General features: G+C 71.0%; 21 protein-coding genes. 12 read left to right on the plus strand and 9 right to left on the minus strand.

Annotation, left to right across the window (positions count from 1 at the left end):
* Positions 1-29 precede the first annotated feature (29 nt).
* From NF681_13395 to NF681_13405, 3 genes are read right to left on the minus strand one after another with little or no spacing between them, the layout of a single operon-like run.
* Positions 30-1,874 carry a flagellar biosynthesis protein FlhF gene (locus NF681_13395; protein ID UST53312.1) on the minus strand — a complete coding sequence of 615 codons (1,845 nt, stop codon included), beginning with the start codon at positions 1,872-1,874 and terminating at the stop codon, positions 30-32.
* Entirely contained in the window at positions 1,871-3,952 is a 2,082-nt protein-coding gene (gene flhA / locus NF681_13400) for a flagellar biosynthesis protein FlhA (protein ID UST53313.1), read from the minus strand. Before flhA ends, NF681_13395 begins: the two co-directional genes overlap by 4 nt.
* Positions 3,949-5,097 (minus strand): EscU/YscU/HrcU family type III secretion system export apparatus switch protein, encoded by a 1,149-nt coding sequence (locus NF681_13405; GenBank protein ID UST53314.1) that lies wholly within the window; start codon positions 5,095-5,097, stop codon positions 3,949-3,951. Before NF681_13405 ends, flhA begins: the two co-directional genes overlap by 4 nt.
* Before the next feature lie 220 nt (positions 5,098-5,317).
* On the opposite strand from NF681_13405, the gene NF681_13410 reads away from it, so the two are divergent.
* Positions 5,318-5,890 (plus strand): PAAR domain-containing protein, encoded by a 573-nt coding sequence (locus NF681_13410; protein UST53315.1) that lies wholly within the window; start codon positions 5,318-5,320, stop codon positions 5,888-5,890.
* Between the two features lie 74 nt (positions 5,891-5,964).
* Here the strand turns inward: NF681_13410 and motB are convergent, their stop codons facing one another.
* The 4 genes from motB to flhD all read right to left on the minus strand — a co-directional run bounded on the left by motB (position 5,965) and on the right by flhD (position 8,928).
* Entirely contained in the window at positions 5,965-6,999 is a 1,035-nt protein-coding gene (gene motB, locus NF681_13415) for a flagellar motor protein MotB (protein UST53316.1), read from the minus strand.
* 15 nt (positions 7,000-7,014) lie between these two features.
* Positions 7,015-7,872: a flagellar motor stator protein MotA gene (gene motA / locus NF681_13420; protein ID UST53317.1), complete on the minus strand. Its 858-nt coding sequence runs from the start codon at positions 7,870-7,872 to the stop codon at positions 7,015-7,017.
* Positions 7,873-8,015: 143 nt separating this feature from the next.
* Positions 8,016-8,555 carry a flagellar transcriptional regulator FlhC gene (gene flhC / locus NF681_13425; protein ID UST53318.1) on the minus strand — a complete coding sequence of 180 codons (540 nt, stop codon included), beginning with the start codon at positions 8,553-8,555 and terminating at the stop codon, positions 8,016-8,018.
* Positions 8,556-8,595: 40 nt separating this feature from the next.
* Entirely contained in the window at positions 8,596-8,928 is a 333-nt protein-coding gene (flhD, locus tag NF681_13430; protein ID UST53319.1) for a flagellar transcriptional regulator FlhD, read from the minus strand.
* A gap of 611 nt (positions 8,929-9,539) precedes the next feature.
* On the opposite strand from flhD, the gene NF681_13435 reads away from it, so the two are divergent.
* The 4 genes from NF681_13435 (at position 9,540) to NF681_13450 (ending at position 13,174) form a co-directional block, all read left to right on the plus strand.
* On the plus strand, positions 9,540-10,700 hold the full coding sequence (locus NF681_13435) for a flagellin (GenBank protein ID UST53320.1): 1,161 nt from the start codon (positions 9,540-9,542) through the stop codon (positions 10,698-10,700).
* 154 nt (positions 10,701-10,854) lie between these two features.
* On the plus strand, positions 10,855-12,351 hold the full coding sequence (gene fliD / locus NF681_13440; GenBank protein UST53321.1) for a flagellar filament capping protein FliD: 1,497 nt from the start codon (positions 10,855-10,857) through the stop codon (positions 12,349-12,351).
* A 65-nt stretch (positions 12,352-12,416) separates the two neighbouring features.
* Entirely contained in the window at positions 12,417-12,830 is a 414-nt protein-coding gene (gene fliS, locus NF681_13445; GenBank protein UST53322.1) for a flagellar export chaperone FliS, read from the plus strand.
* A 44-nt stretch (positions 12,831-12,874) separates the two neighbouring features.
* On the plus strand, positions 12,875-13,174 hold the full coding sequence (locus tag NF681_13450; protein ID UST53323.1) for a flagellar protein FliT: 300 nt from the start codon (positions 12,875-12,877) through the stop codon (positions 13,172-13,174).
* Positions 13,175-13,214: 40 nt separating this feature from the next.
* On the opposite strand, the gene NF681_13455 is transcribed toward NF681_13450, so the two are convergent.
* A complete protein-coding gene (locus NF681_13455) occupies positions 13,215-14,291 on the minus strand; it encodes a tartrate dehydrogenase (protein UST53324.1) in 1,077 nt (358 codons plus the stop codon).
* 119 nt (positions 14,292-14,410) lie between these two features.
* Here NF681_13455 and NF681_13460 point away from each other — a divergent pair, with 119 nt between their 5' ends.
* Positions 14,411-15,334, plus strand: coding sequence for a LysR substrate-binding domain-containing protein (locus NF681_13460; GenBank protein UST53325.1), 924 nt, complete (start codon positions 14,411-14,413; stop codon positions 15,332-15,334).
* A gap of 7 nt (positions 15,335-15,341) precedes the next feature.
* Here NF681_13460 and fliE read toward each other — a convergent pair whose 3' ends face one another.
* Positions 15,342-15,647, minus strand: coding sequence for a flagellar hook-basal body complex protein FliE (gene fliE, locus NF681_13465; protein ID UST53326.1), 306 nt, complete (start codon positions 15,645-15,647; stop codon positions 15,342-15,344).
* 152 nt (positions 15,648-15,799) lie between these two features.
* Between fliE and fliF the strand changes: the two genes are divergently transcribed.
* The 6 genes from fliF to NF681_13495 are packed head-to-tail and all read left to right on the plus strand — an operon-like array spanning position 15,800 to position 22,906.
* Positions 15,800-17,638 (plus strand): flagellar M-ring protein FliF, encoded by a 1,839-nt coding sequence (gene fliF, locus NF681_13470; protein ID UST53327.1) that lies wholly within the window; start codon positions 15,800-15,802, stop codon positions 17,636-17,638.
* A 12-nt stretch (positions 17,639-17,650) separates the two neighbouring features.
* Entirely contained in the window at positions 17,651-18,643 is a 993-nt protein-coding gene (gene fliG, locus NF681_13475; protein ID UST53328.1) for a flagellar motor switch protein FliG, read from the plus strand.
* Positions 18,644-18,653: 10 nt separating this feature from the next.
* On the plus strand, positions 18,654-19,391 hold the full coding sequence (locus NF681_13480; GenBank protein UST53329.1) for a flagellar assembly protein FliH: 738 nt from the start codon (positions 18,654-18,656) through the stop codon (positions 19,389-19,391).
* On the plus strand, positions 19,381-20,772 hold the full coding sequence (gene fliI, locus NF681_13485; GenBank protein ID UST53330.1) for a flagellar protein export ATPase FliI: 1,392 nt from the start codon (positions 19,381-19,383) through the stop codon (positions 20,770-20,772). The genes NF681_13480 and fliI overlap by 11 nt, the downstream gene beginning before the upstream one ends.
* Positions 20,773-20,813: 41 nt before the next feature.
* Positions 20,814-21,278: a flagellar export protein FliJ gene (locus NF681_13490; GenBank protein UST53331.1), complete on the plus strand. Its 465-nt coding sequence runs from the start codon at positions 20,814-20,816 to the stop codon at positions 21,276-21,278.
* Positions 21,275-22,906, plus strand: a complete 1,632-nt coding sequence (locus tag NF681_13495) for a flagellar hook-length control protein FliK (GenBank protein UST53332.1) — start codon at positions 21,275-21,277, stop codon at positions 22,904-22,906. The genes NF681_13490 and NF681_13495 overlap by 4 nt, the downstream gene beginning before the upstream one ends.
* Positions 22,907-22,980 lie beyond the last annotated feature (74 nt).

Raw genomic sequence — 22,980 nt, forward strand, 5'->3', positions numbered from 1 at the left:
GGGGTTCCGGGTTGCGGAGCGCTCGGGCCTCAGAGGGCGCAGGCGGCGGGCGAGAAGTAGAAGTCCATGTCGGCGGCGACCGGGTCGGTGGAGGTGCGATGCGCCGCGCGCATCGACAGGTCCACCAGTTCGCGCGCGTCCGCGGCCTTCCAGTCCTCGGGCACGCGCTGGCCGTCGGTCACGCCGCGCAGCGTCATGCGGTGGCGCATCAGCACGTCCAGCGCCGGCCCGATCTTGGCCGCCTCGTCGATCTTGGAGAGCACCGCCTGGTGCGTGCCGTCGGCCGTGAAGGCGGTGGCGATCTCGTCGAGCGTGTCGCCGTGCGCGCCGGCGTTGAGCACCAGCACGCGCCGGATGCCCGGGAGGTCGATCAGGTCCAGCAGTGCCTGGCGCTGCGGGTCGCGCGGCGCGATGCCGGCCGTGTCAATCAGCACCAGGCGCTTGCCCGCCAGCAGGCTGAGCATCTCCTGCAGTTCGACCTGGTCGTGCGCCTGGTGGGCGACGATGCCCAGTTCGCGGCCGAAGGCGCGTAGCTGTTCGTGCGCGCCGGCGCGCTGGACGTCCAGCGTGACCAGCCCGACGCTGCCCGCGCCCCAGCGCGCCACGCACTGCGAGGCCAGCTTGGCGATGGTGGTGGTCTTGCCCACGCCCGTCGCGCCGATGAGGGCGAAGGTGCCGCCCTCCTCCACGATCGACGGCGCATCGGCGTCGATGCCCAGGCGCCGCTCCAGCGTCTCCCGCATGGCCGCCACGGCGTCGCCGGTGTCGTCGGCGTGATCGATGAAGGCCAGCGGCTCGAGCACCTCGCGCGCCAGGGCCGGCGAATAGCCCGCGCGCACCAGCTTGAGCATGAGGTTCGAATGGACCGGATCGCGGCGTGCGCTGCCCAGCCAAGCGAGCGTGTTGAAGCGCTCCTCCATCAGGCGCTTCATCGCGTCGAGTTCGGCCATCAGGACCCGCGTCGCGGCCGCGCCCACGCCGCTGGCACCGCCCCGGGCGGCCGGCGACGGCGTGGCACGCACGGTGATCGGCGCGATCGCCGGCGCGGGCGCCTCGATCGGCACCGGCTCGAAGGCGGTGGCCGCGACGGGCGCCGCCACGGGCGCCGACGGCTCCACCGCCACCGGTGCCATCCAATCGGCCGACGGGGCCGGGGCCGGGGCGAATTCGGATGCCGGCTCTGGCTGGAACCAGCTCACCGGCGTCTGTGCCTGTGCCTGTGCCTGCGTTTGTGCCGGGGTCGGCGCGGCGGCGGGCGCGGCGAAGAACGACGGATCGTTGAACTGCGGGGACGCCGGCTGCGCCTGCGTCTGCTGGGCCTGCGTCAGCCGGTACTGCGGCTGGGGTTGCGGCTGCGGCTGGGGTTGCGGCACGGTGCCCCGGGCCTGCACCGGCGCGGCCACCGGCGCCGGGGCCGGCGCGGTGCCGTGGGTCTCGGTCTGGCGGCGCAGCATGCGCTCGCGCACGTAATCCTGGAACGACAGCGTGCTCATGGCCAGTTGCTCGACATCGGCCTGAACCACTTCCTCGGTGGTGGCGCCGGGGCCGGTTGCGACCAGCGCGTAGGGCGTGGGCGCGGCGTTGGACAGGCGCCGTTCGGCCTCGACGGGCGAGGCGGCCTGCCACGACGGCGCGAGCGGCTTCGGGGCCGGGGCTGGCTGCTGCGACGGCGCGTGGGCATGGACATGGGCACCGGATTGCGGCTGCGACTGCGGCACGCCCAGGGGCGACAGCGCCTCCTCGGTCGACGCCATCACCTCGACGCCGGTGCCGGTCTGCCGGTTCGACAGGATCAGCGTCGCGTCGCCGAAGGCGGCGCGGGCCAGGGCCAGCGCTTCGCGGGCGGTGGGGGCGTGAAAGCGTTGGATGTTCATGCGTTGGCTCCTCGCAGGATCGGACCGATGCGGATCGTGTGGGTTTCGGGAATCTCGCTGTGCGCCAGCACCTGCAGGCGGGGTGCGGCGCGCTTGACCAGGCGGGCGATGGCGCCGCGGATGCCGTCGGGCACCAGCAGGCAGGCCGGCACGCCGCGCTCTTCCTGCTTGAGCGCGACCTCGGCGGCGGTGCGCGTGAAGACCTCGGCCACGCCGGGGTCGAGCGCCGGAGCGTGGGGGTTGCCCAGGGCCTGCATCAGCAGCCGCTCGAAGCCCGGCTCGATGGCGATCACGTCGAGCTCCTTCACCGGGCCGTAGATCTGCTGCACGATGGCCGGGGCCAGGGCGGTGCGCACGCGGCGCACCAGCTCGGCGGGGTCGGCGTTGGCGCCGGCGTGCTCGGCCAGCGTCTCGACGATGGTGCGGATGTCGCGGATGTTCACGGATTCTTCCAGCAGCAGTTGCAGCACCTTCTGGAACGAGGCGAGCGACACCAGCTTGGGTACCACTTCCTCGATCAGCTTCGGCGCCAGTTTGCTCACGTGTTCGACCAGTTGTTGGGTTTCCGTGCGGCTCAGCAACTTCGCGGCCTGCACTTGCATCAAATGTGACAGGTGGGTGGCCATCACGGTCTCCGAATCAACGACCGTGAAACCGCCCATTTGTGCGGCTTCCTTCTGCCGCTCCTCGATCCAGTGGGCCGGCAGGCCGAAGGCCGGATCGGTGGTGGCGGTGCCCAGCAGCGGCATCGTGATGCCGCCCGGGTTGATGGCGAGGTACATGCCGGGGAAGGCCTCGCCCTCGGCCACCACCACGCCGCGCAGGGTCACGCGGTAGCCGCTGGGCTTGAGCTCGAGGTTGTCGCGCACGTGCACGGCCGGCGGCAGGAAACCGACCTCCTGGGCGAACTTGCGCCGCACGCCCTTGATGCGCGTGAGCAGGTCGCCCTGGCGGTCCTTGTCGACCAGCGCGATCAGCCGGTAGCCCAGCTCCAGGCCCAGCGGATCGACCGGCAGCAGGTCGTCCCAGGTCGCCTCGGCGTCGGCCGCGGGCGCGCCGGCGGCGGCCTCCGGCGCCACGGCGGCCGGACGCTTGTGGCTGGCCCAGGCGCCATAGCCCAGCAGCGCGGCCATGCCCAGGAACACCACGTGCGGCATGCCCGGGATCACGCCCAGCAGCCCCAGGATGCCGGCCGTGAGGCCCAGCACGCGCGGCGAGGTCAGCAGCTGGGAGATGATCTGCTTGCCCACGTCGTCCTCGCGGCCCACGCGCGAGACCACCATCGCCGCGGCCACCGAGATCAGCAGGCCCGGGATCTGCGCCACCAGCGCGTCGCCCACGGCCAGCAGGATGTACGTGTCGGCCGCCTTGCCCGCCGACAGGCCGTGCTGCAGCACGCCGATGGCGAAGCCCCCGACGATGCTGATGATCAGGATCAGGATGCCGGCGATGGCGTCGCCGCGCACGAACTTCGAGGCACCGTCCATGGAGCCGAAGAAGTTCGCCTCCTCGGCCACCTCCAGGCGCCGGCGGCGGGCCTCCTTCTCGTCGATGTTGCCCGAGCTCAGGTCGGCGTCGACCGCCATCTGCTTGCCGGGCATGGCGTCGAGCGTGAAGCGTGCCGACACCTCGGCGATGCGCTCGGAGCCCTTGGTCACCACCACGAAGTTGATCACCACCAGGATCGCGAAGACGATCAGGCCGACGGCGAAGTTGCCGCCGATGAGGAAGTGGCCGAAGGCCTCGATCACCGCGCCGGCCGCGCCCGGGCCGGTGTGGCCCTCCAGCAGCACGACGCGCGTGGAGGCGACGTTGAGCGACAGGCGCATCAGCGTGGTGAGCAGCAGCACGCTCGGGAAGGCCGCGAAGTCCAGCGGCCGCACCATGTAGGCCGCCACCATCATCACCATCAGCGCGACGGCGATGTTCAGCGTGAAGAACACGTCGAGCATCGCCGGCGGGATCGGCAGCACCATCAGCGCCAGGATCGAGATCACCAGCAGCGGCGCGGCCGCGCGCTGGACCACGCCACCGTGGGTGCCCATCCATTGGCGGGCCGAAGCGATGTTCTGGATCATGGGGTGGCGGTCTTCTTGTGGAGCGGGTCGAGTTCGGGCGGCACGAACGGCTCGGGCACCGAAGCGGGCATGGGGCCTTCGCCGCGCAGCGCGGCCTTCAGGCGATAGACATAGGCCAGCACCTGGGCCACGGCCGTGTAGAGGCTCGAGGGGATGGCCTGGTCGATCTCGGCATGGGCGAACAGCGCGCGCGCGAGCATCGGCGACTGCACCACCGGAATCCGGTGCTCGGTGGCGATGTCGCGGATGCGCATGGCCAGCAGGTCGGCGCCCTTGGAGATCACCTGGGGCGCGCTCATGGTCTGGTCGTCGTAGCGCACCGCCACGGCGAAGTGCGTCGGGTTCATCAGGATGAAGTCGGCCTTGGGCACGGCGCCGATGCTCGCGCGCTGCGAGATCTCGCGCGCGGCGCTGCGCTGGCGGCCCTTGGTGTGGGGATCGCCCTCGGACTCCTTGTGCTCCTGCTTGACGTCCTCGTGCGACATCTTCAGCTTGGCGCGGTGGAAGAAGCCCTGCAGCGGCACGTCGACCACCGCCGCGCTCAGCACCACCAGCAGCATCAGCCCCATGCCCGAGACCAGCCAGTCGCCCAGCGTGCGCAGGGCCGCGGGCGCGGGCTGCGTCATCATCTGCGTGACCGTGCCGATCGAGCCGCTGAGGAACATCCAGCCCGTCATGCCCAGCAGCGCCGACATGAACACCAGCTTGGCGACGTTGAAGAGCTGCTGCTTGGAGAACAGGTTGGTGAAGCCCGAGAGCGGGTTGAGCCGGCTGAAGTCGGGCGTGATGGCCTTCGCGCTGGCCACCCAGCCGCCCGCGGCGATCGTGCTGGCCACGGCGGCGAACAGCACGATGGCGGCGAAGACCGAGCACACCAGAAGCCCGAAGCCCACCAGCTTCACCAGCCGCACGAGCATCTGGGCCGGGTCCGACACGGTGGCGGCATCGAAGACCAGCGCCTGCGCGAGCGCGGTGCGCATCGCCTCGAAACCCGTGGGCGCCAGCAGCATCAGCGCGACCGCGCCGGTGCCCACCACCGCCAGGTGCGACAGGTCGCGCGACCGCGCGACCTGGCCGTCCTTGCGGGCTTTGTCGAGCTTGCGCTGGCTGGCGGGAAGGTTGCGGTCCTGGCTGGTGGATGACATGGCGAGGCGGTGTGCGTTGCCAGGAATTGTCCGCAGCCGGGGGGAAATCTAAAGGCGGATCAGAGGGGGAAAACGGCGCCTTTCGGCGGGGCTGGCGCACCTTCTTTCCTTGCCATTCACCCCCTGGGAATACGAACACGGACGTCGAGATTTTTCACATTCGCGCTCGGGTCGACCCCACCATTCGCCCTTTTTTCCGAATCGAGAAACGGGGTGACTCATGGAATGGCAACGGGCTTTCGTCGGTGATGGGGATGCCACCACGGCGGGTGGTGAGGTCAAGGCGCGGGCACAGGCATTTCCCGTCACCCTCGGCAACGACCCCAGGCACGCGTGTTTCGAGGGCGACCCCGTCTGGTGCCCGATCTGCAAACACACGGGCGTCACCCGGTGCGTGCCGCCGTTTCGCCCGCACACCGGCCCCGACGGCCGGCAGGCCAACCTCGACGGCGACCTGTGCGTCTGCCGGTGCCCGGTTCCACCGCGCCTGGTGGCACGCTCCCGCGACGTCACGATGCGCTTCGCGGCCCACGAGATCGTCAACATGCCCGGGGCCTCCGGCTGGATGACCTACGCGGGACACACCGAGCCGTCGAGCCGGTACGACAAGTTCTTCCAGATCCACGACGCAGCCACGGGCCGACCGGTGGACGGCTTCGCCTACGGCATCAAGGCCCACGACGACGAGCACCACGACGAACATATGCCGGCCTGCGACTTCGGACGACTCGAACACGTCACTTTTCCAAAACAAAGGCTGCCTCCTTCCGGTGAGCAGTCGGGTCCTGAATGATCGGCAGGCTTCGAAGGCGACCCAAGGCATCCTGTTCGTCATCGGGCGTGCGCCCTGACCCGTCCGCTGCCGCCTCAGCGCTGAGCCGCCTCGGTCGCCGCCACCTTGGCCGCGCGAACGGGCTCGCGAGTCGGGCTCGCCGGCTCGCGCGCCGCGCCCTTGCTTGGCGCCGCCTTGTCCTGCGCCTTCATCTGGTCCGTGATCGCCTTCACCGCGTCGTTGCCTTCCATCGCCGGGCCGCCGCCCATCAGGCGCGACTCGCCCTCGCGCGTGAGCACGGTGATGCTGATGCGGCGGTTCACGGGCGCGAGCCTGTTGTCCTTGTCGAGCAGGTCGCTCGCGGCCACGCCGACCACGCGCACCAGCTTGTCGTCGGGCATGCCCGAGGCCACCAGTTCGCGCCGCGAGGCGTTGGCCCGGTCGGCCGACAGTTCCCAGTTGCCATAGCCCCGGTCGCCGTTGCCATAGGGCGCGGCGTCGGTGTGGCCGGCCAGGCTGACGCGGTTCTCGATGCCGTTCAACGCGGTGCCGATGTCCTGCAGGATGGTCCGCATGTAGGGCTTCACCAGCGCGCTGCCGCTGTCGAACATGGGGCGGTTCTGGTCGTCGACGATCTGGATCTCCAGGCCGTCGATCGACATCTGCAGCCGGATCTGCGAGCGGTACTCGCGCAGCTTGGGGTTGTTCTCGATCAGGTCCTCGATCTTCGCGCGCAGCGTGGCCATGCGCTTGGCGTCCTGCTGGCGGGCCAGCTCGGCCTGGCCGGGCTCGGCGGGCTTGGACTTGGCCTCGCCCTGCGCGCTCTTGATCTCCCCGTGCGTGCGCGAGAGGTCCTTGCCCCCGCCGGTGACGATGCTGGAGCTGCTGCCCGAACCCGGGCCGCCCGACATCTCCACCTTCAGCGGCGCATGGAAGTACGACGCGATGCCCTGCAGGTCGCCCTTGGCGGTCGAGCCCAGCAGCCACATCAGCAGGAAGAACGCCATCATGGCCGTCACGAAGTCGGCGTACGCGATCTTCCAGGCGCCGCCGTGGTGCGCGTGCGCCGACTTCTTCACGCGCTTGATGATGATCGGCTGGAGCTTCTTCGCCCCCTGTGCACTGGCCATGTCAGCTTCCTTGTGTCACTTCTTCTTCACGTAGGTCTCCAGCTCGCTGAAGCTGGGACGTTCCGTGGAGAACAGCACCTTGCGCCCGAACTCGATCGCGGTGGTGGGGTTGTAGCCCTGCATGCTGGCCAGCAGCGTGGTCTTGATGCACTGCAGTTCCTTGGAACCGTCCTCGACCTTCTGCTCCAGCAGCCCGCCCAGCGGCTCCACGATGCCGTAGGCCAGCAGGATGCCCAGGAAGGTGCCCACCAGCGCCGAGCCGATCATGCCGCCGAGCACCGCCGGCGGCTGGCCCACCGAGCCCATGGTGTTGACCACGCCCAGCACCGCCGCCACGATGCCGAAGGCCGGCAGGCCGCCCGCGAGCCGCGCGATGGCCGCCACCGGCGCGTGCGCCTCCGAATGGTGGGTGTCGATCTCGCTGTCCATCAGCGCCTCGATCTCGTGGGCGTTGAGGTTGCCCGAGACCATCATGCGCAGGTAGTCGGTGGTGAACTCGACGACGTGGTGGTCGCCCGCGAGCTTGGGGTACTTCTGGAAGATCGGCGAGTCCTGCGGGGTCTCCACGTCCTTCTCGATCGACATCAGGCCGTCCTTGCGCGCCTTCTGCAGGATGTCGTAGAGCAGCGCCATCAGGTCCAGGTAGCGCGCCTTGGTGTACTTGGAGCCCTTGAAGGCGCTGGGCAGCAGCTTCAGGGTGCTCTTGAGCACCTTGGGCTGGTTGTTCACGACGAAGGCGCCGATGGCCCCTCCCCCGATCACCATCAGCTCGATGGGCAGCGCGTGGAGCACGACGCCGATGTTGCCGCCGTGGATGATGTAGCCACCGAAGATGCAGCCGATCGCGACGAGATAACCAATGATGACGAACATGGAGTGAGGGCCCGGCTTTCTTCTTCAGTAGGCTTGTATTGGGCCGCGACACGGGGCCCGACGGTCCATGAATAAGGGCCCGCGAAGGGCCCTTGTTCCGGTCTTAGGTAGCGCGCGCTCACCGCTGCGCCCGCTCCGCGCGGCTATTGCAGCTGGATGCTGCCCGCGGCCGCGCCCTTGCCCGCGCGCGCCGGCGGCACGCACAGGCCGCAGGCGAAGTGGCGCGCGTTCTCGTAGGGCTCGGTGACGAACTGGCCGCCGCACTTGCAGCACTTGGTCATGGCCAGCATCTGGTTCTCCATGAAGCGCACCAGGCGCCAGGCCCGCGTGATCGACAGCTGCGCGTCGAGTCCGCACACGCCGACCTGCTCGGTGTAGAGCTGGTAGGCCTTGATCAGCGCGTCGATGCCCTCGAGCGTGCTGGTCTTGGCGAGGTAGGTGTAGATGTTGTGGAACAGCGAGGCGTGGATGTTGGGCTGCCACGTCAGGAACCAGTCGGTGGAGAACGGCAGCTGGCCCTTCGAAGGCGACTTGCCCGCCACTTCCTTGTAGAGGCGCAGGAGCCGCTCGTAGGAGAGTTCGGTCTCGCTCTCCAGGACCTGGAGCCGGGCACCCATCTCGATCAGGCTGACCGCCCGTTCGATCTGACGCGATTCACCGACGATGCTTTTGTGGGCGGGCATGAGTGACAGGCTCCTTCGGAAAAACGAGACGGGCGGCGATTCAGAGCGAGGCTTCGGCGAAGCGGCTGGACATGAGCAGGTTCGCGTGGAGCATGGCGGTGGACTCGTTGGTGGTGCGCGCGGGGAGGTTGTGCTGGGTCAGCAGGTTCCACACCATGTCGTCGTCGGCGCGGAAGCGGCACAGCAGCATGTTGCTGGAGGCGAGCTTCATGATCTGGGAGGGCGACAGGGTGGCGATGAGGTCGGCCGATTCCTCCGAGATCCCGAGGCGGAACAGCGCCTGGGCCTTGTCCTGGCGGATCAGGCTCTGGGACAGCATGAGGTAGGTGAGGTTGGCTTCCTTGATCTCCGTCAGCATCTGTTCGCTCGTCATCTGGTGCCTTTCGCGGACCGCGGTCCTGTCGTTCGATGAGGCGATTGTGGACGGCGCAACAAAAACTTTAATAGGCAAAAAACCGTTAACCGGGACCGGTTCTCCGACACGACGGCAAGGCAAATTCCTACATCCAAGGTACTCACGTAAAACAAATGGATTCAGAAATTCGATTTCTATCGGATCAACAAAATCGACTTGTGTAACCTTTCCTACTCGTTACAGTTTGAAATACGGAATTTCTAAATCTTTCGCCTACGCCCTCGAAAAGACGTCGGGAGCCCTCGGCAACCCCATCTTTTTTGTAACAGCGCATGAGATTCAGCCCAAAATCGTTGTTTTTAGTCGACGAAAATGCCAACTTTTGCTCATTTGAGACTTTGTCCGACACCGCGTTCCACGCCCTGCGCGCTTGGCGATCGCGCTTATCGATCCCCGGGGCGGTTTCTTGAGGGTCAAAAAGAAAAATAAAAAGCCTAAAGACTCCGGCCCGACCGCCCGAAAACCACACATCGGGCCTCACAGCGAGGTTTGACCGGTAAGCCAGTGTCAGTGACTGGCGATGACATTGGCAGCGATGCCGTAACTCAACACCCTCAAGGAATCTGATCATGCCTTCCGTCATTAATACGAACATCAACTCGCTCAACGCCCAGCGCAACCTCGGCGCCAGCCAGAACTCGCTGACCACGTCGATGCAGCGCCTGTCCTCCGGCATGCGCATCAACAGCGCCAAGGACGACGCCGCCGGCCTCGCCATCTCCGAGCGCATGACCGCCCAGATCAAGGGCCTGACGCAAGCCGGCCGCAACGCCAACGACGGCATCTCGCTGGCGCAGACCGCCGAAAGCGCCCTGGGCACCATCAGCACCAACCTGCAGCGCGTCCGCGAGATCGCCGTGCAGTCCCGCAACGCCACCAACTCCAGCGACGACCGCGCCGCCCTGCAGAAGGAAGTGGTCCAGCTGAAGGCGGAAATCGGCCGCGTGGCCAGCCAGACCTCCTTCAACGGCAACAAGCTGCTCGACGGCAGCTTCAGCGCCCAGGCCTTCCAGGTGGGCGCGAACCAGGGCGACACCATCACGATCGCCAGCCTGGCCAACGCCAACGTGAACCAACTGGGCTCCTGGACCAGCGTCGACGCCTACACCGCCACCACGACGGGCGTGGCCCCGGCCGCCTTCGGCGGCATCACGGCCAACGCGTTCAGCATCAACGGCGTGAGCATCGGCGCCGTGAACGCCGGCACCGACGTCGCCACCCAGGGCGCCAACGTCGCCGCCGCGATCAACAAGAAGAGCTCGGAATCCGGTGTGGTCGCGACGGCCGCCGCCTCGGGCGCCATCACGCTGACCTCCAACGGCAGCTCGCCGATCACCGTGGCCGGCACCGTGACCAACACCGGCCTGACCGTCGGCTCGACGGCCGCCACCATCACCACCGCCGGCACCGCGCAGACCGGTTTCGCCGGCCTGTCGGTGGACACGGTCGACGGCGCCGACAACGCCATCCTGGCCATGGACGCCGCGCTGAAGTCGGTCAACTCATCGCGCGCCGACCTGGGCGCCATCCAGAACCGCTTCGAATCGGTGGTCTCCAACCTCGCCAGCTCGGCCGAGAACCTGACCGCCTCGCGCAGCCGGATCACGGACGCCGACTTCGCGGCCGAAACCGCTAACCTGTCGCGCTCGCAGATCCTGCAGCAGGCCGGCACGGCGATGGTGGCCCAGGCCAACCAGCTGCCCCAGGGCGTGCTGTCGCTGCTGCGCTGATCCCGGCCGCAAAGACGACAACAGGGGGCTCTTCAGGGTCTTCCTGAAGGGTTTGCCCCCAGGCGGCGAACGGAGAATTCCGTTCGCCGCCTTTTGCATGACGCATCCGTGGCGTGCGTGAGCGCCACCTTCGGACAAGCAGAGGAGAAAGACCATGGCAACCATCTCATCGGCCGGCATCGGCAGCGGCCTGGACGTCGACAGCATCGTGACCAAGCTCATGGCCGTGGAAAAGCGGCCGTTGACCTCGCTGCAGACCAAGGCCAGCACCCTCGACAGCAAGATCTCGGCCTTCGGCTCCATCAAGTCGCAACTGTCCTCCCTGTCCGACGCGGCCGGGGCGCTGGCCAAGGCCGCGATCTGGGACGGCAAGACGGCCGCCACGGGCAACGCCGCGGCCATCTCGGCCTCCCTCACCGGCACGGCCAACGCCTCCATCAGTTCGTTCGAGATCTCGGTCTCGACGCTGGCGCGCGCGCAGACCGCGGCGTCGGCGGCCGTCAGCCCGCCGGGTTCTCCGGTGGGCAGCGGCAGCCTGTCGATCGCGCTGGGCGCGTGGAGCGGCGGGCCGACCCCCGCGTTCACGCAGGGCGCGGCGGCGGCGATCAAGGTCGACGTGACGGCCACCGACACCCTGGGCAGCATCGCCACCAAGATCAACGCGTCGGGCGCCGGCGTCTCGGCCACGGTCCTGAAGGACGCCTCGGGCGAGCGGCTGATGATGCGCTCGACCGCCACCGGAGAGGCGGCCGGCTTCCGCATCCAGGCCACCGACGACGGCGGCGCCGCGGGCGCCCCCGGACTGGGCCTGCTGGCCTTCGACGATCCGGCCGGCGGCAAGGGCATGGCCGCGGGCAAGGTGCAGTACGGCGAGGACGCCAAGGCCACCATCAACGGCATCGACATCACCTCGCCCACCAACACCCTGGTCGACAACGTGCCCGGGCTGTCGCTCACGCTCTCGCAGGTCACCACCGCGCCGGTGAAGGTCGACGTGACGTCCGACACCAGCGCCATGCGCACCGCGATCAAGACCTTCGTGACCGCCTACAACGCCACCAACGACATGTTCGCCGCGGCGACCAAGTACGACCCCACCACCAAGACCGCCGCCCTGCTCCAGGGCGACGGCACCACGCGTGGACTGCAGAACGCCCTGCGCGGCATGGTGGGCGCGGCCTCGGGCGGCGGCGCCATCACGCAGCTGTCGGACCTGGGCATCGAGGTGAGCAAGGACAAGACCGGCAAGCTGGTGGTCGACGACGCCAAGCTCACCAAGGCGCTCGCCGATCCGGCGGCGGTCCGGCAGTTCTTCTCCGGCATCGCCGCGCCGGGCGCGACGACGGCCGGCGCGACCGCGGGCGGCGCCGCCGTCCCCGCCAGCGACGCGACGGCCGGCTTCGCCAGCCGCTTCTCCACCTTCGCGCAGGAGGCCATCGGCACCAGCGGCACGCTCGGCAGCAAGACCGAATCGCTGCAGCTGCAGAAGACCGCCAACGACAAGGACCAGGACCGGGTGAACACGCGCCTGACGCTGACCGAGACGCGCCTGCGCAAGCAGTACGCCTCGCTCGACACCACCGTCTCGTCGCTGACGGCGCTCAACACCTACATCACGCAACAAATCGCACAGTGGAACAAGTCGAACTGAAACGGGCCTTGAGTTCCCGCACCGGCTGCCGATAACAAAAGCAAGAACTGCAAAGGACACGCGCCATGTACACACCTCCCAGCCTCCGCGCCGCCTCGGCCTACAAGACCGTCGGCGCCCAGTCGAGCGTCGATGGCGCCGACGCCCATCAGCTCATCGTGCTGCTGTTCGACGGCCTGCTGCAGGCCGTCAACGCGGCGCGCGGCGCGCTCTCGCGCGGCGACGTGGCGACCAAGGGCGCGCAGATCCAGCGCGCGGTGCGCTTTCTGGAGGAAGGCCTCAAGGGCGGGTTGGACGACAAGCGCGGCGGCGAGCTGGCCCAGCGCCTGCGCGCCCTCTACGACTACTGCATCCAGCGCCTGACGCAGGGCAACGTGCGCAACGACGTCGGCGCCCTGGCCGAGGTGGTCGCGCTGATCACGCCGGTGGCCGACGGCTGGAAGGAAATGGGCCGCCAGCGCAGCGCGCAACCCGCGTGAGCGCCGTCGCCATGTCCATGCAGCCCCACCGAATCGAGTCCCCCATGCAAGAACGTCTGCTCGACTACTACACCGCCATCGAGGAGGCCAGCAGCCAGATGCTGCGCGCCGCCCGTCGCGAGGACTGGGACGCCGTGGTGCGCTGCGAGGGCGTGTGCGTGGTGCTCATCGAGCAGCTGCGCTACAAGGCCCGCTCGGAGGACCTGCCGCGCGAGGATCGCGCCGAGAAGATGCGCGTGATGCAGCGCATCCTGCGCCACGACGCGGAGATCCGCACGCTGGCCGAGCCCTGGCTGTCGCAGTTCGACCAGCTGCTCGAACCGCGCGCGCAGCAGGTCCACTGACCCCGGGCCCGCGGGCGCGCCCTGCCCGCTCCGCGGTCCTTCAGCCCCCGGCCACGATCGCCGCGATCGCCTGGCCCACTTCCGTCGTCGAGGCCTCGCCGCCCAGGTCGCGCGTGCGCGGACCCCGGGCCAGCACCTGCTCGATGGCCGCCACGATCGCGTCGTGCGCCGGCCGGCAGCCCAGGAAATCCAGCATCAGCGCGCCCGACCAGATCATGGCGATCGGGTTGGCGATGTTCTGGCCGTAGATGTCCGGCGCTGAGCCGTGCACGGGCTCGAACAGCGACGGGAAATTCCGCTCCGGGTTCAGGTTGGCCGAGGGCGCCAGGCCGATGGTGCCGGTGGTCGCCGGCCCCAGGTCCGAGAGGATGTCGCCGAACAGGTTGCTCGCCACCACGACGTCGAAGCGCTGGGGCTGCATGACGAAGCGCGCGGTCAGGATGTCGATGTGCTGCTTGTCGGTCGTGACCTCCGGGTAGTCCCGTCCCACCGCGTCGGCGCGGCCGTCCCACCAGGGCATGCTGATGGCGATGCCGTTGCTCTTGGTGGCCACGGTCAGGTGCTTGCGCGGGCGCGACTTCGCCAGTTCGTAGGCGTACTTCAGCACGCGGTCGGTGCCGTGCCGCGAGAACACCGATTCCTGGATCACGATCTCGCGCTCGGTGCCCGCGTACATCACGCCCCCGAGGTTGGTGTACTCGCCCTCGGTGTTCTCGCGCACCACGAAGTAGTCGATGTCCCCGGGCTTGCGGCCGGCCAGCGGACACGGCACGCCCTCGAACAGGCGCACCGGCCGCAGGTTGATGTACTGGTCGAACTCGCGGCGGAACTTCAGCAGCGACCCCCACAGCGACACGTGGTCGGGCACGGTGGCGGGCCAGCCGACGGCGCCGAAGTAGATCGCGTCCATCGGCTGGAGTTGCGCCTTCCAGTCGTCCGGCATCATCTGGCCGTGCCTGGCGTGGTAGTCGCAGCTGGCCCAGTCGATGGGCTTGAGGTTCAGGGTCAGCTCGAAGCGCTTCGCGGCGGCCTCGAGCACGCGGACGCCCTCGGGAATGACTTCCTTGCCGATGCCGTCGCCGGGGATGAGTGCGATGTCGAAGGGGCGGTTGCTCATGGGTGCGGGTCTCCTGGAGTCGGATGGGGGGTGGATGGGAAGGGCTGGAAGGCCTCCAGTGTCGTGAATTCACGCTCGCCCTACCATCGGGTGTTTCGTCAATCGATCGTGCACGCCGCGTGAACAACACCCCCGCCACCGAGGACCTGCGCGTCTTCGTCGCCGTCACCCGCCAGACCAGCTTCCGTGCCGCCGCGCAGGCGCTGGGCGTGTCGCCGGCCTACGTGACCAAGCGCATCCGGGTGCTGGAGACCCAGCTGGCGACCCGGCTGCTGCACCGCACGACGCGGCGCGTGACCATCACCGAGGAAGGCGAGCGCGTCTATGCCTGGGCGCTGCGCGTGCTCGACGACCTCGACAGCCTGGTCGAGGAGGTGGCCGCCGCGCGGCGCGCCCCGCGCGGCCTGCTGCGCGTGAGCGGCAGCTTCGGTTTCGGCCGCCAGGTGGTGGCGCCGGCGCTGGCGCGGATGATCGCCGCGCACCCGACGATGGCGGTGCGCCTGGAGCTGTTCGACCACCTCATCGACATCGCCGACGGCGGCTTCGACCTGGACGTGCGCGTGGGCGACGACATCGCGCCGCAGTTCATCGCGCGCCGGCTCGCGGCCAACCACCGGGTGCTGTGCGCGGCGCCCGACTACCTCGCGCGGCGCGGCGCCCCGCAGGCGCTGGCCGACCTGGCCGCGCACGACTGCCTGGTGATCCGCGAGCGCGACCACCCGTTCGGCGTCTGGAAGCTGGCCGCCGCCGGCGGGGGCACGCAGACCGTGAAGGTGACCGGGCCGATGTCCACCAACCACGGCGAGATCGCCGTGCAGTGGGCGGTCGACGGCCGGGGCATCGTGCTGCGCTCGATCTGGCAGGTCGGCGCGCTGCTGCGCGACGGCCGCCTGGCGCGCGTGCTGCCGGACTACCGGCAGGAGGCCAACGTCTGGGCGGTCTACCCGACGCGCCTGGCGCAGTCGGCCAAGGTGCGGGTGTGCGTGGAATTCCTGGAGCGGTCGTTCGCGGGGATCGACGGCGGCACCGCGACGCGCTCCTGAAGCCGCCTCACACCTGCATGTTCATGATGTCGCTGTAGGCCTGCACCATCCGGTTGCGCACGTGCAGCGTGGCCTGGAAGCCGATCTGCGACTTCTGGATGGCGAGCATGGTCTCCTCCAGGCCGACCTTCGGATTCTCCATCTGCACTTCGCGCTGCATGGAGGTGGCCTGGGTCTGGGCGCTGCTGACGGCGCCGAGGGCGCCCCGCAGGGCGCCGGCGAAGCCACCCTCCGGGGCGGCCTCGACCGCGCGCGAGGCGTCGGCGGAGCGGGCGACGAGGGGGACGGTGACGGGTGCGAGACGGAGTTCCATGGCACCGATGCTAGGGGCGCGGGCACCGATCGATCCCCGGGAAATGACGGTGAAAGGTGCGCTTTATCGGGCTTATGGCGGCGCCGGGCGGATCGAATAATCGCTGCCAGTGGAAGGCAACCGGGCCGTCCGCCGCCTTACCGATTGCCACCATGTCCGCTGTCGCCGATCTGCCTGCCGCCTCTTTCTCCAACGCCGCGCCGGCGCCCGCCTGGGGCGGCCGCCTCGCGACGATGGACCGTCGCAAGCGCATGCGCCTCGCGCTGGGCGCGGTCGTGCTGGTGGCCGTGGCCATCGCCGCGGTCGTGCTCGGACGCCAGCCCGACTGGCGCGTGCTGTTCGCCAACCTGAGCGACAAGGACGGCGGCGCCGTCGTCGCCCAGCTCGCGACGATGAACATCCCCTACAAGTACTCCGACGGCGGCGGCGCGGTCATGGTGCCGGCCGACAAGGTCCACGACGTGCGCCTGCGCCTGGCCTCCCAGGGCCTGCCCAAGGGATCGGTCGCGGGCTTCGAGCTGATGGAGAACAGCCGCTTCGGCATGACGCAGTTCCAGGAGAAGCTCAACTTCCAGCGCGGGCTGGAGGGCGAGCTCACGCGCTCGATCCAGGCCCTGGGCTCGGTGCAGAGCGCCCGCGTCCACCTGGCGCTGCCCAGCCAGAACGGCTTCTTCCGCGAGCAGCAGAAACCCTCGGCCTCGGTGCTGCTGAGCCTCTACCCCGGCCGCGCCCTGGAGCGCGCCCAGATCGCCGGCATCGTCCACCTGGTGGCCTCCAGCGTGCCCGAACTCGCCCCCACGGCCGTCAGCGTGCTCGACGACAGCGGCAAGCTGCTGTCGGACAGCGGCGCCGCCGGCGACGCGGCCGGCGCGGTGGACGGACAGCAGCTGCAATACCGCCAGCAGCTCGAACAGCTCTACACCCGCCGCATCCTGGACATCCTGGAGCCGGTGGTGGGCCGCCAGAACGTGAAGGCGCAGGTCACGGCCGACGTCGACTTCTCGCAGACCGAGGCCACCTCCGAGGAGCACCGCCCCAACCTCACGGCCGATGCCAGCGCGGTGCGCAGCCAGCAGACGGTGGAGACCACCGGGGCCGCCGCGGCCGGTGGCGCCGGCGCGGGCGGCGTGCCCGGCGCGACCACCAACCAGCCGCCCGGCCCCTCGACCGCCCCGGTCAACGGCGCCGCCGCCCCGCTCGCGCCCGCCGCCGCGACGGCGGCCACGGCCGGCGCCGCCGCGGCCACCGCCGCCAAGCCCCCGGGCAAGCGCGAATCCATCACCAACTACGAGGTCGACAAGACGGTCAAGACCGTGCGCGGCGCCACCGGCCAGATCCGCCGCCTGAGCGCCGCCGTGGTGGTCAACTACCAGAACATCGCCGACGCCCAGGGCAAGAGCAGCCCGACCGCGCTGTCGCCCCAGCAGATCGAGCAGATGACCGCGCTGGTGCGCGAGACCATCGGCTTCAGCAAGGACCGTGGCGACTCGGTCAACCTGATGAACGCGCCCTTCCTGGTCGACGCGACGTCCCAGGCGCCGGAACTGCCGCTGTGGAAGAAGCCCGAGACCCTGGAGCTGGTGCGCAGCCTGGCCTGGCCGATCGGCCTGGCGGTGATCGGCACGATCGTGCTGTTCGGCATGGTGCGCCCCGGCCTGAAGGCGATGGCGGTGGTGCCGCAGCCCGCCGCGCTGCCCTCCCCCGGCGCCCTCGGCGCGCTGGCCGCGCCCGGCGCCACGCTGGACACCCTGCTGTCCGAGGAACCCCTGCGCCCGGCGCTGGCCGCTTCCGCCGGCGGCGCCACGGGCATCGGCATGGGGGTCGGCGCGAGTGCCGCGGCGCTGCCCACGCCGGCGCCGCCCGAGGTGGTGCCCGAGCAGGCCCGCCTGGAGGGCGCCCGCCAGATGGCGCGTGACAACCCCGGCGCGGTGGCCAACATCGTCAAGGGCTGGGTCAACGGCGACGCCGCCGCGTCCCCGGCCGGCGCCTGATCGGTCATGGCCATGGACGAACAGGGACTCAGCGACGCGGCGATCCTGCTGATGTCGCTCGGCGAGGAGGAAGCCGGCCAGGTGCTGCGCCACCTCTCGCCACGTGAAGTGCAGAAGATCGGCGAGACCATCGCCAAGACGCGCGCCGTCTCGCGCGAGCGCCTGGGGCAGGTGGCCGACCGCTTCGTCACCGCCACGGCCGGACAGAGCCTGTTCGCCGCCGACACCAGCGACTACGTGCGCGCGGTGATGCAGCGCGCGCTGGGCACGGAGAAGGCCGCGATCCTGGTCGACCGCATCCTGCAGACCGCCGACCTCACCGGCATCGAGAACCTGAAGTGGATGGACGCCGCCTCGGTGGCCGAGGTGCTGAAGGTGGAGCACCCGCAGATCGTCGCGGCGATCCTGGTGCACCTGGAGCCCGAGCACGCCTCGGCCATCCTGGTGGCGCTGCCCGAGGCGCTGCGCGCGGAGGTGCTGCTGCGCGTGGCCACGCTCGAGGGCATCCAGCCCGCCGCGCTGGAGGACCTCAACGAGGTGATGTTCCGCGTGCTGGCCGGCGGCGGCAAGATCAAGAAGGCGTCGCTCGGCGGCGCCAAGACCGCCGCCGGGATGATCAACATGCTCGGCGCGGGCGTGGACACCCAGGCGATCGACGCCATCCGCATGCACGACCCGGACCTGGCCCAGCAGATCGCCGACCTGATGTTCGTCTTCGACGACGTCATGAAGCTCGACGACAAGGCGCTGCAGCTGGTGCTCAAGGAAGTTGCCTCGGAGACGCTCATCGTCGCCCTCAAGGGCGCCGCTCCGGCGCTGCGCGACAAGTTCCTGGCCAACATGTCCTCGCGCGCGGCCGAATCGCTGCGCGAGGACCTGGAGTCGCGCGGCCCGATGCGGCTGTCGGAGGTCGAGGCCCAGCAGAAGGAGATCCTGAAGGCGGTGCGCCGCCTGGCCGACGACGGCCAGATCACCCTGGGCGGCGGCGGCGGCGGTTTCGTCTGAAGGGGCACCCATGAAGACCGCCCTCATCCCCAGCGAGGACATCGCCGGTTTCTCGCGCTGGCGCTTCGAGCGCGTCGGCAGCCCGGCCGTTCCCGCGCACGATCCGCGCGAGGCCGAGTCGGCCCACCAGCAGGCGCTGTGGCAGGCACGCCAGGACGCCCTGGCCGAAGGCCGCGCGACCGGCCGCGCCGAGGCCCTGGCCGAGGCGCAGGCCCACATGGCGGACTACTTCGCCACCCATGGCCAGGAGACGGCGGCGCGCCTGGCCGCCGTCGTCGCGGCGGCCGAGGACGGCCTGGCGCAGGCCCAGCAGGACATCGCGCGCGGCACCCTGGAGATCGCCTGCGCCCTGGCGCGCCAGGTGCTGCGCCACGAGATGGCGACCCAGCCCCGGGCCCTGGAGTCCGTCGTGCGCGAGGCCCTGGGCCTGCTCATGGCCGACGGCCGCAACGCCGTCGTGCGGCTGTCGCCGGTCGACTTCGAATCGCTCGACGTCCACCTGCGCGCCGAGTTCGCCGGGCAGGCCGTCGGCGTCGTCGCCGATGCGGCGCTGGCGCCGGGCGACTGCCGGGTCGAGTGCGCCGGCGCCGTGATCGACGGCGGCATGGCCACGCGCTGGGCGCGCGCGGTCGCCAGCCTGGGGCTGGACATGCCGTGGCAGCCGCACCCCGTCGCGGTCGCCGCGCCGGTGCCGATGCCGATGCCGGCGCCCTCACCGCTCTCCACGGAGCACGACCATGGCGCCTGAACGCGCGGCCTGGCAGCGCTACATGGCCGACGCGCGCGCGCGCGTCGAGCGCGCCCCCGGGCTGGAGGTGCACGGCACGCTCACGCGGCTGGCCGGGCTGGTGCTGGAGGCCACGGGCATCCGCACGCCGGTGGGCTCGCAGTGCCTGATCCACCAGGCGCACCAGTCGCCGGTGCTCGCCGAGGTGGTGGGCTTCTCCGGCGACCGCGCCTTCCTGATGCCAGCGGGCGACGTGCACGGCCTGTCCAGCGGCGCCGGCGTGGTGCCCGCGGCGCCCTACGTGCCGCTGCCGCGCCTGGGCGAGCCCGAGCACGACGTCGCCATCAGCATCGGCGCGCTGCGCCTGCCGCTGGGCGCCGGGCTGCTCGGCCGCGTGGTCGATCCGCAGGGCCGGCCGATGGACCACCAGGGCCCGGTCACCGACGTCAAGGCCGAGCCGATGGACCGCCGCCCGATCAACGCCATGGACCGCGACCCGGTGCGCGAGCCGCTGGACACCGGCGTGCGCGCCATCAACGCCCTGCTCACCGTCGGGCGCGGCCAGCGCATCGGCCTGTTCGCCGGCTCGGGCGTGGGCAAGAGCGTGCTGCTGGGGATGATGGCGCGCTACACCGAGGCCGACGTGATCGTGGTCGGCCTGATCGGCGAGCGCGGGCGCGAGGTCAAGGAATTCATCGAGGACATCCTGGGCGCCGAGGGCCGCGCGCGCTCGGTGGTGGTGGCCGCGCCGGCCGACGCGCCGCCGCTGCTGCGCATGCAGGGCGCGGCCTACGCCACGGCCATCGCCGAGCACTTCCGCGACAAGGGCCAGCACGTGCTGCTGCTGATGGATTCGCTCACGCGCTACGCCATGGCGCAGCGCGAGATCGCCCTGGCCATCGGCGAGCCGCCGGCCACCAAGGGCTATCCGCCGTCGTGCTTCGCCAAGCTGCCGCAGCTGGTGGAGCGCAGCGGCAACGGCCTCAACGGGGTCGGCTCGATCACCGCCTTCTACACCGTCCTGTCCGAGGGCGACGACCAGCAGGACCCGATCGCCGACGCCGCGCGCGCCATCCTCGACGGCCACATCGTGCTGTCGCGCGGACTGGCCGAGGAGGCGCATTTCCCGGCCATCGACATCGAGCAGTCGGCCTCGCGCGTGATGCACAACGTCGTCTCGCAGGCGCACATGGCCGCCGCGCGCGAGTTCCGCGCCACCTACTCGCGCTACCGCAAGAGCCGCGATCTCGTGCGCCTGGGCGTGTACGTGGCCGGCAGCGATCCGGCGCTCGACCAGGCGATCCGCCGCCAGCCGGCCATGAGCGCCTTCCTGCAGCAGGCCATGCACGAGGGCGCGCCCTTCGCGCCCAGCCTCGAGCACATGGCGACCACCCTGGCCTGAGCGGCCCGGCCCCCTTTTCCCCCGACCCGGAGCACATCCCCATGACCCGAACGAACGGCCTCGAACTCGCGCTCCAGCAGGCGCTCGAACGGCGCGACGCCGCCGCGCGGGTGGTGGCGCAGGCCCGCCAGGGCTGGAGCGCCGCGTGCGCCCAGCTCGAGCAGCTGGAGACCTATGCCGGCGAATGCACCGACCGCTGGGCCGCCAAGCAGGTCGGCTGCATGCCGGAGATCATGCGTCACCACTACCAGTTCATGGCCCGCCTGACGCACGCCATCGTGATGCAGACGGGCATCGTGGGCGATGCGCTGGCCGGGGTCGAGCGCGCGGCCGGCGCCCTGCGCGAGAACGAATCGCGCCTGGAGAGCCTGCGCCAGCTCAATGCGACGCGCCTGCGCGACGCGCAGGCGCTGCAGGACCGGCGCGAACAGAAGCAGTCCGACGAGAGCGCCTCGCTGCAGTACCGGCGCCTGGTCGAGATGCGCATGAGCGAGGGCGTGCGATGAGGGCCGCCGAATCGACCGGCGGCGTCCTGTCGGCACTGGGCGTGGCGGCGCCGCGCGCGCCGGAGCGTGGCGCGGCGGACGGCCGCGCCTTCGACGGCGGCTTCCGCTCGGCGCTCGCCGCGGCCGCGCCGCCGCCACCCCCGCCCCCACCCCCGTCGCGCGAGAAGGCCGCCGCGCCCGCCCGCGAACCGGCCCCGGGCCCGGGCCGCGCCGAGGCCCGCCCGCCCCGCCCGGACGCCGCGCCCGGCAACGCCGCCGCGCCGTCCGGCGCCGAGGCCCGGGCCACCGCCCGCGCCGGCGCCGAGCGTGGCGACGACCCGGCCCGCGACGCACGCGAACCCGGCCACGGCGCGGCGCCGGACGCCACCGCGCCCGAGGCCACGGCCACGACGCCCGGCGCGTCCGGCGCGCCGGACGCGCGCGAGGCGCCGGCGATCGACAACGCCCTGCTGCTGGCGCAGAGCGGCCTGGTGCCCACGCTGGCCCCGCCGGTGGCGCCCGCGACGCTCGCGGTTGCGGCCGGATCGCCGCGGGCCACCGACGGCGCCGGCCTGCCGGTGATCGGCGATGCGGCCGGCGGCGCCGACGGCACGGGACGCTTCGTCCCGGCGCCCGGCGCGTCGCCACGACCGGGCTTCGCGCCCGCTACGGCCGAGGCGGCCATCGCGGCCGATGCCGCCGGCGTCGCCGGCGCGGCGGCCGGCACGGTCGCGTCCCTCGGCTGGCGTCCGGCCACGGCGCGCGGCGCGGGCGCCGGAGCGGACGCCACCGGCGCCGTCGCGGACGATCCCGCCCGGGCGCGCGGGGGCGCCGCCACCGCGCTCGCGGGCGCCGCGACGGTGTCGCTGCAGACCCCGGGCGCGGCCCGTGCAGCGGCCGTGGAGCACACCCCCACCACCCTGCTGCAGCAGCGCGCCGTGGCCCAGGAGGCCGCCACCGGCGCGGCCTCGATCGCCACGGCGGGCGCGACCGCGACGACCGGGTCGGCGGGCGCGACGGCGACGATCGACGCGGCGCTCGCCGCCGGCGTCGCGCTGGCGCCTGCCCAGGCCGCGCCGCGCCGCGCCGAACGCGCCGGCGGCGCGCCGGGCGAAGCCGACGGCGGCGCGGCCGGCGCCTTCTTCGGCGGCGGCACGGGCCCCACCGGCGCCGCGACGACGCCGTCGGCGGGCGCGGCCGGTGCCTCGGCGGCGCCGACGGCGGCCGGTGCGTCCGGCGAGCTGCTCGACCGGTTCGGCTGGTGGATGGCGCAGAAGACGCAGAGCGCCGAACTCACGGTCGACGTGGGCGGCCAGCCGGTGTCGGTCAGCGTCAAGGTGCAGGGCAACGAGGCGCAGGTGGTGTTCCGCAGCGACGCGCCCGAGGCCCGCCAGGCGCTGGCGCAGACCCTGCCGCAGCTGCGCGAGATGCTCGGCGGCGAGGGCATGGTGCTGGCCGACGCGTCGGTGGGCGGCCGGGGCGCGGGCGGGGACGCCTCCGCTGGCGGCGGGCGCGACGGCGACGCGCGCGCCACGGCCGCCGCGCTCCCGGGCGGCGACGGCGCCCGCGCGGCCGCGCCGCTCGCGGCCGCGCCGGCCACCGCCCCGCGCGGCGCGGGCGGGCGGCGCTCGCTCGACCTCTACGTCTGAGCGTGCCCTCGCTTCGCGACCCCGCGAAGCGGGCGGCCAAGGCATCGTAAAGCGCTGTTTTCCCGGTCCTTTTC

This window comes from Comamonadaceae bacterium OTU4NAUVB1, assembly GCA_024372625.1.
Classification (GTDB): domain Bacteria; phylum Pseudomonadota; class Gammaproteobacteria; order Burkholderiales; family Burkholderiaceae_C; genus Variovorax.